This is a genomic window from Stenotrophomonas panacihumi, assembly GCF_001431645.1.
GTDB classification, from domain to species: Bacteria; Pseudomonadota; Gammaproteobacteria; order Xanthomonadales; family Xanthomonadaceae; genus Stenotrophomonas_A; species Stenotrophomonas_A panacihumi.
In genome coordinates this window covers 1-11,365 of the sequence record NZ_LLXU01000117.1, presented here as the reverse complement: position 1 = coordinate 11,365, position 11,365 = coordinate 1, and the positions used below count along the sequence as shown (strand labels likewise).

Genomic DNA, 11,365 nt, shown 5'->3' with positions numbered 1-11,365 from the left:
TTCGGGACCGTTGGCGACATGGATGTCGCCGACGAGCCTCCATGGATGGATTCACGGCGTGTCCCGAAAGCGCCCGCCGCCCCCGAAGGCCGCATCATGAAACCCGGAGAGCCTCTCTACGCGCCCCAGTAAAGCCGCATCGGATTATCGACCAACAACTTCCGCTGCAACTCCGCACTGGCCGCGATGCGAGGAATGAAATCCACCAGCTTCCCGTCATCGGGCATGTGCGAAATCATGTTGGGATGCGGCCAATCGGTCCCCCACAGCACGCGATCCGGGAACCGCTCCACCAGGTAGCGCGCGAACGGCACCACGTCGTCATACCCCGGCGGCCCGGACACCGACAGCCGCTCCGGGCAACTCACCTTGCTCCACACGTTGGGATGCTCGTCCATCAAGCGCACGAAGCGCTGGAACTCCGGCCCCTCGACGGGCAGCCGCACGTCCGGCCGCCCCATGTGATCCACCACCACCGTCGTCGGCAGCGAGGTGAAGAAGCCCCACCGCTCGGCCAGGTCTGCTGCCTCGAAATAGATCACCACGTGCCACCCAAGCGGCGCGATCCGCTCGATGATCGCCCGGTAGTAAGCGTCCGGCTTCGGATCCACCAACCGGCGCACGAAATTGAACCGCACCCCGCGCACCCCCGCCGCATGCAGCTCGGCCAGCTCCGCATCGGTCACCGTATCGCGCACCGTCGCCACGCCACGCGCGCGGCCGTTTGCCGCCTGCAACGCATCCACCAGTGCCCGGTTGTCCGCGCCATGGCAGGTCGCCTGCACGATCACGTTGCGCTCGAACCCCAGGAAATCCCGCAGCGCGAACAACTGCGCCTTGCCCGCATCGCATGGCGTGTACTTGCGCTCCGGCGCGTACGGAAACTCGTCGCCCGGCCCGAACACATGGCAATGCGCATCCACCGCGCCCGGCGGCGGCACGAACGCCGGCTTGCTCGGCGCGGCGCACCAGTCCAGCCAGTTCGCATCCTTCTGGAAGGCGGCCATCACAGCCCCCTCGCCTTCAACTGCGCATCCAGCCGCGGATACACCCGGCGTGCGTTGCCTTCATACACCTTGTGCAGGTCAACCGGGTCCAACCCCAACGCATCCACGTAGCGCCGGGTGTCGTCGAAATAATGGCCCGTCTGCGGATCGATGCCGCGCACCGCGCCCACCATTTCAGAGCCGAACAGGATGTTGTCGATGTCGATCACCTCGAACAGCAAATCGATGCCCGGCTGATGATAGACGCACGTGTCGAAGAACACGTTACGCATCACGTGCGTGTCCAGCGGCGGCTTGCCCAGCATGTCGGCCAGGCCACGGAAGCGACCCCAGTGGTACGGCACCGCGCCGCCCCCGTGCGGGATGATGAAGCGCAGGTCCGGGAACTCGCGGAACAGGTCGCCCTGCAGGAACTGCATGAACGCCGTGGTGTCGGCATTGAGGTAATGCGCGCCGGTGGCGTGGAAGTTGTGGTTGCAGCTGCCGGACACGTGCACCATCGCCGGCACGTCCAGCTCCACCATCTTCTCGAAGAACGGATACCAGGCCTTGTCCGTCAGCGGCACGCCGTTCCAGTGGCCACCGGAAGGATCCGGGTTGAGGTTGCAGCCCACGAAGCCCAGCTCGTTGACGCAACGTTCCAGCTCGCCGATCGAATGGCTGATCGGCACGCCCGGTGACTGCGGCAGCTGGCACACGCCGATGAAGGTCTGCGGATACAGGCCGACCACGCGCGCGATCAGGTCGTTGCAATGCCGCGTCCATTCGGCGCTGACGCGCTCGTCGCCGACGTGGTGGGCCATGGTGCTGGCGCGCGGCGAGAAGATCGTCATGTCCGCGCCGCGCTCGCGCAACAGGCGCAGCTGGTTCGTCTCCACGCTCTCGCGCAGCTCGTCGTCGGAGATCGACGGGTAGACCGCCGGCGGCAGCGACGGATCGTCGAAATGCGCGACCTGCGCCTTGCGGAATGCGTCGTGGCCCTTCGGGGCGGTGGTGTAGTGACCGTGGCAGTCGATGATCATGGGAAGGCCTCGTGGGGGAGGAAGCGGGTCACCAGCCAAGCAGCTGGGCGAAATGCACGTCCACGCGCAGGCCGACCACCAGCGCATCGGGGATGTCGGTGGTGCGGGTGGGCGCGTAGATCGGGTCGGGGTGGACGATGTACTGCAGGTTCGGCATCAGCCGGATGCCGCGATGCACCGCCCAGCCATAGCTCAGCTCGGCGATGATCTCGTTGTTGTCCGGCGTGCCGGTGCCACCGTTGCGAATCCGGCGGTCGCGCAGGTAGGCCTGCTGGCTGTCGCTGAAGTGCGTGTTGGAGACGAACATCGCCAGCGTGTCGCGGTCGCGGCCGGCGAAGGTGCCGGTCTTCACGAAGCCGGCCGAGGCGAAGTAGTCGATCGGCGCGTCGTTGCCGGTGTTGACGTAGTAGCGCGCGAACAGCGCCAGGCTGCGCGGGCCCTCCTTCCATACCGTCTGGTCGGCCATCGCGTACCAGCCCACGCGCGAGCCGTCCTGGTTGGCGAACGCCTTGCCGGTGAGCCCGGCCGGGTTTCCGTTGATGTCCCAGTACGGGCTCTTGCCGCCATCGCTGTTGTGGTACACGCCGACGCGGTAGGCGCGCGGCAGCGGGTCGTTCTTCGCGTTGGTCTGGTAGCCCACCTCGAACGGCACGATGGTGCCGGTGCCGTCGCCGAAGGAGAAATCCAGGCCGTTCTTGCCGGCCTTGTTGAGGTCGTTGTTGTAATCGAACGCGCCGGTCTGGGCGTACCAGCGGTCGTTGACGTCGTAGCGCACGATCGCCGCCCACGAGGAATTCGGGTACGCGGTGATGCCCAGGTCGGTGATCGCACCATACGGCGTGAGGCACATCGCGTTGCTCATGAACACGCAGTTGAGCGGCGAGTTGTTGAAGTAGCTGTTCACCGGCGCGCGGCCGGCGGTGATGCTCAGGCCGTTGTCGAAGCGGTGGCGGATCGTCATGCGGGTCAGGCGGCCACCGGCGACCGGGCGCCAGGTCTGCTGCGCGCTGATGGAGCTGCCGATCTTTTCGCGCGCCAGGTTGCGCCCGGCGAACCAGGCCCATTGCAGGTCGACATCGGTGTTGTGGACGCCGAACAGCTTGTCGAGGTCGAACTTCGACTGCGCCATCACCCAGTACGAACCTTCGGTGCCCTGCTCCACGCCGCCGACCGGGTTGGAGGCCACGTTGCCGACGAAATCCAGGGTCAGGTCGATGCCATCACGCACCTTGCCCGGCGCCTTGGCGCCGCCCTCGTCCTGGGCGAATGCCGGCGCGGACAGCCCGGCGGCGATGCACAGCGCCAGCGCGCCATGGGTGTAACGGGAAATACGGGACACAAAGCCTCCTGCCCGGCCCCCTCCGGCCGGTACTGGGATGGAATGGAGGGGCGGCCGCGGCGAGGCCGGCGGCCGCCGCGGTTCAGACCTGCTGCGTAGCGACGATGCCCGCCTGGCGTTGGCGCAGCCGGCGCGTGCCGACCTGCGCGGCGAGCATCCGCTCGTCGAGCTTGCCTTCCCACTTGGCGATCACCAGCACGGCGACCGCGTTGCCGATCAGGTTCACGAAGGTCAGGCCTTCGGCCAGGATGCGGTGGATGCCCAGGATCAGCGCGATGCTCGCCACCGGGATGGTGCCGGTGGTGCCCAGCGTGGCGGCCAGCACCACGAAGGCCGCGCCCGCCACGCCCGCCGCGCCCTTGGAAGTGAGCAACAGCACGGCGATCAGGCCGAGCTGGTGCCACACGGTCAGCTCGGTATTGGTCGCCTGGGCCAGGAACAGCGCCACGGTGGTGAGATACAGGCAGGTGCCGTCGAGGTTGAACGAGTAGCCGGCCGGAATCACGAAGCCGACCACGCCCTCCTCGGCGCCGAGCTTCTTCATCTTCTCGATCAGGCGCGGCAGCACGGTTTCGGTGGAGGTCGTCGCCGCGACGATGACGATTTCATCGCGCAGGTAGGCCATCAAGCGCCACAGGCTCACGCCGCACCACCATGCCACCGCGCCGAGCACGACCACGGTGAACAGGCCGCACACCACGAAGAACTCGATGATCAGCTCGCCCAGCGAAAGCAGCGAACCGGCGCCGAACTGGCCCACCGTGAAGGCGATCGCGCCGAACGCACCGATCGGGGCGAAATACATGACGTAGCCGATGATCTTGAACAGCGCGCTGGAGGTGGACTCGATGACCTTCATCACCGGCTCGCCGCGCTCGCCCACCGCGGCCAGCGCCACGCCGAACAGCACCGAGACGAACAGCACCTGCAGCACATGGGCCTCGGTGAACGCGCTGACCAGCGTGTTGGGGATGATGCCCATCAGGTAGGCGACGATGGACTGGTCGTGCGCGGTGTGCACGTAGCCCTGGATGGTCGCGGTGTCGATGGTGGCCGGGTCGATGTTCATGCCCGCGCCAGGCTTCCACAGGTCCACCGCCACCAGGCCGATGATCAGCGCGGCGATGGTGATGACCTCGAAATAGACCAGCGACTTCAACGCCAGGCGTCCGACGCTCTTCATGTCGCGCATGCCGGCGATGCCGTGCACGACGGTAACGAAGATCACCGGGCCGATCATCATGCGGATCAGCTTGATGAAGGCATCGCCGAACGGCTTCATCGCCGAGCCCATGTCCGGCTGCAGCCAGCCCAGCAGCACGCCGATCAGCGTGCCGGCCAGCACCTGGAACCACAGCTGGCCAAAGATTCCGAAACGGCCAGGCCGCTTCTGTACCACGGTCATGTCAACCCTCCCAGGTCAATGATGATAATGAAGCCGGTGTCTGTTTCAGGCGAACAGTTCACCGTCGAAAAGCTTGCGCGCGGTGCGCAGGACGGCCGCCCGGGCGACCTGCCCGGCATCGTCCAGGTCGATCACGCAGCCGGTGCTGCCGCTGGGGTGTTCGACCTCCAGCCGCAGCGAGCGGCCTTCGGGCAGCACCGCCAGCGCGTGCGCCGGGGATTCGGGCAGCAGGCAGGCGGTGGCGACGCTGACCGCCCCCAGCACGCCGATGGAGGCATGGCAGCGGTGCGGGATGAAGGAGCGCACGCTGATCGTGCCACCCTCGCGCGGCGCGGCGACCAGCATCATCTTGGGTACCGAGGCCTGCGCCACGTCGCCGAGGTTCATCCGCGGACCGGCCTGCAGGCGAATCGATTCCAGCCGCTGCTTGAGGCCGTCGTTGGCGTCGAGCGTCTCGCGGTCTTCGTAGCCGCTGATGCCCAGGTCGGCGGCGCGCATCACCACGCAGGGCATGCCGTTGTCGATCAGGGTGAGGTCGATGCCGTCGATCGTGTCGCGCGCCTGCCCGGTGGGCAGCAGCGCACCGCAGGACGAACCGGCGATGTCGGCGAAGGCCAGCGGCACGGGGGCCGCGCTGCCGGGCACGCCGTCGATGCGCGCATCGCCGTCGTAGCGCACGCGTCCGCCCGGCGTTTCCACCATGGCGGTGGCGAGCTTGCCGGTGTTGACCATGAAGATGCGCACGTCGGTGCGTTCGCCGCGTGCGTCCACCAGGCCGCGCTCGATCGCGAACGGCCCCACGCCGGCCAGCATGTTGCCGCAGTTCTGTGCGTCGCTGACCAGTGCCTGGTCGACGAACACCTGCAGGAACAGGTAATCGACATCGGCGTCGTCGCGATCGGAAGCGGATACCACCGCGACCTTGGAGGTCAGCGGGTCGGCGCCGCCCATGCCGTCGATCTGCCTCGGGTCCGGCGAGCCATAGGCGCGCAGCAGGAAGGCATCGCGCGCGGCGGTGTCGGCCGGCAGGTCCTCGGCGAGGAAGAACCCGCCCTTCGACGTGCCGCCCCGCATCCACATCGCGCGCACCGGCTCAGACATAGGTCAGGCCCTTGGCGGCCAGCCGTTCGCGCATGTTGTAGATGTCCAGGCCGAGCTCGCCGCGCGCCAGGCGTTCGCGCTTTTCCGCTTCCCGGGCTTCGCGAGCCTGCGCCTCGGCCAGCACGCGCGCCGCGTCGGCACGCGGCACCACGCACACGCCATCGTCGTCGGCCACCACCACGTCGCCCGGCTGCACCAGCGCACCGGCGCACACCAGGGGCACGTTCACCGAGCCCAGCGTTTCCTTGACCGTGCCCTGCGCGTGGATGGCGCGGCTCCAGACCGGGAAACCCATCGCCGTCAGGTCGCGCACGTCGCGCACGCCGGCATCGATGACCAGTCCGCGGCAGCCGCGTGCCTGGGCGGACGTGGCGAGCAGGTCGCCGAAATAGCCATCGCAGCATTCGCTGGTCGGCGCCACCACCAGCACGTCGCCCTCGCGCAGTTGCTCGATGGCCACATGCATCATCCAGTTGTCGCCCGGCGGCACGGAGACGGTGACGGCGGTGCCGGCGATACGCGCACCGGTGTAGACCGGGCGCACGCGCGGATGCAGCAGGCCGCTACGGCCCTGGGCCTCGTGGACCGTAGCCACGCCGGCGTCGGCGAGGCCGTCGACGAGGGCGAGATCGGTGCGTTCGATGTGGGTGACGACCCGTGACATCCATCCATCCTTCGTTAGGGATGACCGAGTCTGTCCGCCGCACCCGCCGGGGCTCAAGATCGTTTTCCGAGAGAGCCATTGGTTTTGGTTATAGTTGATCCATGGAGCAGCTCCCCGACCTGAACCTTCGCCATCTCCACGCGCTCACCGTGGTGGTCGCTCATGGCGGCATCAGCGCGGCCGCGCCGCAGGTGAATCTTTCGCAGCCCGCGCTCACCCAGGCCATTGCCAAGTTGGAGCGACAGCTGCAATCGCCGCTGTTCGACCGCCAACCCGGCGGCATGGCGCCCACCGAAGCGGCGCAACTGCTGGTGCCGCGCATCGAACGCGCGTTGGCGTACATCGCGCATGGCGTGCGGCTGGCACGGCGCTCGCAGCGCCTGCCCGCGCTGGCCGGGCTGGAGCGGCGCGTGGCACTCGGCCAGCTGCGCGCGCTGACCGCAGTGGACCAGGCGGGCAATTACTCGCTGGCGGCGGCGCGCAGCGGTGTTTCGCAGCCCGCGGTGTATCGCGCGGTGCACGACCTCTCCGAGCTGATCGAAGTGCCGCTGACCCTGCGCCGCGGCAAGACCGTGCAATCCACGCCGGCCGCCACGCGCATGCTGCGGCTGGTGCGGCTGGCGCTGGCCGAACTGTCGGCCGGGGTGGATGAGCTGGCGTCGCTGCGCTCGGAGCGCGGCGGGCGCATCGCGCTGGGCGTGATGCCGCTGGCCCGCGCGATCCTGCTGCCGCAGGTGCTGGCGCGGTTCTCGCGGGCCTATCCGAATGCGCGCATCAACGTGGTCGAAGGCCCGTATGCCGAAGTGCTCAACGACCTGCGCGAGGGCAACCTCGACCTGCTGGTGGGCGCGATGCGCGACCGCCTGCCCGTGCGCGACGTCGTGCAGGAAGGCCTGTTCGACGACGACCCGGTGATCGTCGCGCGTGCCGGCCATCCGCTGGCCGGCAAGCGCTTCGCGTTCGAGCGACTGCTCGACTACCCCTGGGTGATCGCCGCCACGGGCGCGCCGGTGCGGGCGCGCTGGGAGCGCATGTTTCGCGACCACGGCCATGAACCGCCGCCGCCGCGCATCGAGTGCGGCTCGGTACTGGTCACGCGCGGACTGCTGTTGGAGGACGATTGGCTGACGCTGATGTCGCGCGACCAGTTCCTGATCGAACGCCGCGCCGGATTGATGGCCGAACTGGCCAGCGCCGGCGAAGGCCTGCGCCGGCGCATCGGCCTGACCACCCGCGCGGACTGGCACCCTACCCGGCAGCAATCGGCGTTCGTGGAGATGTTCCGCGCGGTGTGCGCCGAACGCGGCGGCGCGGGCGATGACGACCCGTGGCCGTTCCGGCATGCAGCGCGGTGAGCGGTGCGGCAATCCAAACAAAAAGCCCGGCTTTCGCCGGGCTTTTCGCATTCCTTGCCGCGCGGCTTACGCCTCGACGGTATCGGCCACTTCCTGGTAATCCTGGATCTGGTCGAAGTTCATGTAGCGGTAGATCTCGGCGCCCTTGCTGTTGATCACGCCGATGTCCGCCATGTACTCGTCCTTGCTCGGGATCTTGCCCAGGCGCGAGCAGATCGCCGCCAGCTCCGCCGAACCCAGGTACACGTTGGTGTTGCGGCCCAGGCGGTTCGGGAAGTTGCGGGTGGAGGTCGAGAACACCGTGGCGCCCTCGCGCGCCTGCGCCTGGTTGCCCATGCACAGCGAGCAGCCCGGCATTTCCATGCGCGCACCGGCGGTGCCGAACGTGCCGTAGTGGCCTTCCTTGGTCAGCTCCGAGGCGTCCATCTTGGTCGGCGGCGCGACCCACAGGCGGGTCGGGATGTCGCGCTTGCCTTCCAGCAGCTTGGCGGCCGCGCGGAAGTGGCCGATGTTGGTCATGCACGAGCCGATGAACACTTCGTCGATCTGCGCGCCGGCCACTTCGGACAGGGTCTTCACGTCGTCCGGGTCGTTCGGGCAGGCCACGATCGGCTCATGCACGTCGGCCAGGTCGATCTCGATGACCGCCGCGTACTCGGCGTCGGCATCCGGCTCCAGCAGCTGCGGGTTGGCCAGCCACTCTTCCATCTTCTTGATGCGGCGACCCAGGGTGCGGGCGTCGGCATAGCCTTCGGCGATCATCCACTTCAGCAGCGTGATGTTGCTGGTGAGGTACTCGATGATCGGTTCCTTGTTGAGGTGCACCGTGCAGCCGGCGGCCGAACGTTCGGCCGAGGCGTCGGACAGCTCGAACGCCTGCTCCACCTTCAGGTCCGGCAGGCCTTCGATCTCGAGGATGCGGCCGGAGAAGATGTTCTTCTTGCCCTGCTTGGCAACCGTCAGCAGGCCCTGCTTGATCGCGTACAGCGGGATGGCGTTGACCAGGTCACGCAGGGTCACGCCCGGCTGCATCTGGCCCTTGAAGCGGACCAGCACCGATTCGGGCATGTCCAGCGGCATCACGCCGGTGGCCGCGGCGAAGGCGACCAGGCCCGAGCCGGCCGGGAACGAGATGCCGATCGGGAAGCGGGTGTGCGAGTCGCCGCCGGTGCCGACGGTGTCGGGCAGCAGCATGCGGTTGAGCCAGCTGTGGATCACGCCATCGCCGGGACGCAGCGAAACGCCGCCGCGGGTGGAGATGAACTCCGGCAGCGTGTGGTGGGTCTTCACGTCCACCGGCTTCGGGTAGGCGGCGGTGTGGCAGAACGACTGCATCACCAGGTCGGCCGAGAAGCCCAGGCAGGCCAGGTCCTTCAGCTCGTCGCGGGTCATCGGGCCGGTGGTGTCCTGCGAACCGACCGAGGTCATCTTCGGCTCGCAATAGGTGCCCGGGCGCATGCCCTGGCCTTCCGGCAGGCCGCACGCGCGGCCGACCATCTTCTGCGCCAGCGAGAAGCCCTTGCCGGTGTCCGGCGGGTTGACCGGCAGGCGGAACAGGTCGGTGACCGGCAGCTTCAGCGCTTCGCGCGCCTTGGCGGTGAGGCCGCGGCCGATGATGAGCGGGATGCGGCCACCGGCGCGCACTTCGTCCAGCAGCACGTCGCTCTTGAGTTCGAACTCGGCGATGACTTCGCCGTTCTTCAGCGCCTTGCCGTCATACGGGCGCAGCTCGATGACATCGCCGTGCTCCATCTGCGAGACGTCGAGTTCGATCGGCAGCGCGCCGGCGTCTTCCATGGTGTTGTAGAAGATCGGGGCGATCTTCGAACCCAGGCACACGCCGCCGAAGCGCTTGTTCGGGATGAACGGGATGTCCTCGCCGGTGAACCACAGCACCGAGTTGGTGGCGGACTTGCGGCTGGAGCCGGTGCCGACGACGTCGCCGACGTAGGCGACCAGGTGGCCCTTTTCCTTCAGGTCCAGGATCTGCTGGATCGGGCCGCGCTTGCCGTCTTCTTCCGGGGTGAACGGCGCATCGGGACGCTTGTTCTTCAGCATCGCCAGCGCGTGCAGCGGGATGTCCGGGCGGGTGGTGGCGTCCGGCGCCGGCGACAGGTCGTCGGTGTTGGTTTCGCCCGGCACCTTGAACACGGTGATGGTCAGGCTCTGCGGCACTTCCGGCTTGCTGGTGAACCACTCGGCCTCGGCCCAGCTCTTCAGCACGGCCTGCGCGTGGGCGTTGCCCTTCTCGGCCTTCTCCTGCACGTCATGGAAGGCATCGAACACCAGCAGCGTGTGCTTCAGGCCTTCGGCCGCCACGGCGCCGAGCTCGGCGTTGTCGAGCAGCTCGATCAGCGGGTGGATGTTGTAGCCGCCGAGCATGGTGCCCAGCAGTTCGGTGGCGCGCTGCGCGGTGAGCAGCGGGGTCTTCTCGGTACCGAAGGCCACGGCGGCCAGGTAGGAGGCCTTGACCTTGGCGGCGTCGTCGACGCCGGCCGGCACGCGATGGGTGATGAGGTCGACCAGGAAGGCTTCCTCGCCGGCGGGCGGGTTCTTCAGCAGTTCGATGACATCCGCGGTCTGCTGCGCGCTCAGCGGCAGCGGCGGGATGCCGAGCGCGGCGCGTTCGGCGACGTGGTGGCGATAGGCTTCCAACATGACAACACTCCGGGAATCGTAAAAAGGATTCGGTGGTTTGGGCTCAGGCTTGCGGCACGATCAGCTTCAGGCCCTTGAAGTAGTCGCGATAAAAATTCGTGTCCAGGGTGATCAGGCCATCGCACTGCAGCAGTGCGTGGGCGCCGACGAGGAAATCGGCCAGCGGCCGGGCCTCGCCGCCGCGCTGGCGCGAGCGGCGCTGCATCTCGCCGGCGCGCAATGCCGACTTGGCCTCGACCGGGTTGAAGTGCACGCCCATCTCTTCCAGCGCGCCGAGCGCTTCGGCGCCATTGCGCAGCGCCGCGCACAGCTCGGCCAGGGCCGCGTCGCTGACGACCACGCGGCCGTTGCCCAGGCACTGGCGCAGGCACGCCTCGGCGGCGTCGGCCTGCTGGCCATTGGTCAGCAACTGCACCAGCACGGGGGCGTCGATGGCGATCATCGGCTCAGCCCTGCTCCGGGCCGGCGGACGGGTCCAGGGCGAACTTGCCGCGGACGCGGGAGATGGCGTCGTCCACGCTCTTGCGCAGGACGATGCGGCTGCCTTCCAGCTCGACCTTGAGCACGCTGCCCTTGGTCAGGCCGAGCGCGTCGCGCACGGTCTTGGGGAGGGTGATCTGGCCGCGTTCGGCGACGGTGGCTTCCATGGGTAGGCTCCAGAAAGTATGTACGAATTATACATACTGGGGAGGGGGCGGGCCAGTTTGCGGGGTTTGGTGGCGGTGCGGTGCGGGTAGTAGCACTGACTTACGGTGCGGGCACCGCCCTGGCGGGTATGGGCGTCACGGCTTCGGGCGAACGTCCTGTTCGACTC

The 11,365-nt window shown here is 67.9% G+C and carries 10 protein-coding genes; 1 reads left to right on the top strand and 9 read right to left on the bottom strand.

From position 1 onward, the window contains the following. Positions 1 to 116: 116 nt before the first annotated feature. The 6 genes from ARC20_RS15035 to ARC20_RS15010 all read right to left on the bottom strand — a co-directional run bounded on the left by ARC20_RS15035 (position 117) and on the right by ARC20_RS15010 (position 6,538). Positions 117 to 1,007, bottom strand: a complete 891-nt coding sequence (locus ARC20_RS15035) for an amidohydrolase family protein (protein WP_057648545.1) — start codon at positions 1,005 to 1,007, stop codon at positions 117 to 119. Beyond that, complete coding sequence (locus tag ARC20_RS15030) at positions 1,007 to 2,029, bottom strand: amidohydrolase family protein (protein WP_057648544.1); 1,023 nt, start codon at positions 2,027 to 2,029, stop codon at positions 1,007 to 1,009. Before ARC20_RS15030 ends, ARC20_RS15035 begins: the two co-directional genes overlap by 1 nt. A 28-nt stretch (positions 2,030 to 2,057) precedes the next feature. After that, on the bottom strand, positions 2,058 to 3,368 hold the full coding sequence (locus tag ARC20_RS15025; protein WP_057648542.1) for a carbohydrate porin: 1,311 nt from the start codon (positions 3,366 to 3,368) through the stop codon (positions 2,058 to 2,060). An 82-nt stretch (positions 3,369 to 3,450) separates the two neighbouring features. Then, positions 3,451 to 4,773, bottom strand: coding sequence for a C4-dicarboxylate transporter DctA (gene dctA, locus ARC20_RS15020; RefSeq protein ID WP_057648540.1), 1,323 nt, complete (start codon positions 4,771 to 4,773; stop codon positions 3,451 to 3,453). Between the two features lie 45 nt (positions 4,774 to 4,818). Then, a complete protein-coding gene (locus ARC20_RS15015) occupies positions 4,819 to 5,874 on the bottom strand; it encodes a 4-oxalomesaconate tautomerase (RefSeq protein WP_057648537.1) in 1,056 nt (351 codons plus the stop codon). Continuing rightward, the gene (locus ARC20_RS15010; RefSeq protein ID WP_057648535.1) at positions 5,867 to 6,538 is read right to left on the bottom strand and encodes a 4-carboxy-4-hydroxy-2-oxoadipate aldolase/oxaloacetate decarboxylase; all 672 of its coding nucleotides are present in this window, start codon (positions 6,536 to 6,538) and stop codon (positions 5,867 to 5,869) included. The genes ARC20_RS15015 and ARC20_RS15010 overlap by 8 nt, the downstream gene beginning before the upstream one ends. A gap of 101 nt (positions 6,539 to 6,639) precedes the next feature. Between ARC20_RS15010 and ARC20_RS15005 the strand changes: the two genes are divergently transcribed. Continuing rightward, positions 6,640 to 7,893 carry a LysR family transcriptional regulator gene (locus tag ARC20_RS15005; protein WP_057648534.1) on the top strand — a complete coding sequence of 418 codons (1,254 nt, stop codon included), beginning with the start codon at positions 6,640 to 6,642 and terminating at the stop codon, positions 7,891 to 7,893. A gap of 66 nt (positions 7,894 to 7,959) precedes the next feature. Here ARC20_RS15005 and acnB read toward each other — a convergent pair whose 3' ends face one another. Genes acnB through ARC20_RS14990 form a run of 3 tightly spaced genes read right to left on the bottom strand, consistent with a single transcriptional unit; the run spans position 7,960 to position 11,198 of the window. After that, on the bottom strand, positions 7,960 to 10,551 hold the full coding sequence (gene acnB, locus ARC20_RS15000) for a bifunctional aconitate hydratase 2/2-methylisocitrate dehydratase (protein ID WP_057648532.1): 2,592 nt from the start codon (positions 10,549 to 10,551) through the stop codon (positions 7,960 to 7,962). Between the two features lie 43 nt (positions 10,552 to 10,594). Then, positions 10,595 to 10,993, bottom strand: a complete 399-nt coding sequence (locus ARC20_RS14995; RefSeq protein WP_057648530.1) for a type II toxin-antitoxin system VapC family toxin — start codon at positions 10,991 to 10,993, stop codon at positions 10,595 to 10,597. A 4-nt stretch (positions 10,994 to 10,997) separates the two neighbouring features. Beyond that, positions 10,998 to 11,198, bottom strand: a complete 201-nt coding sequence (locus ARC20_RS14990) for an AbrB/MazE/SpoVT family DNA-binding domain-containing protein (RefSeq protein WP_057648528.1) — start codon at positions 11,196 to 11,198, stop codon at positions 10,998 to 11,000. Positions 11,199 to 11,365 lie beyond the last annotated feature (167 nt).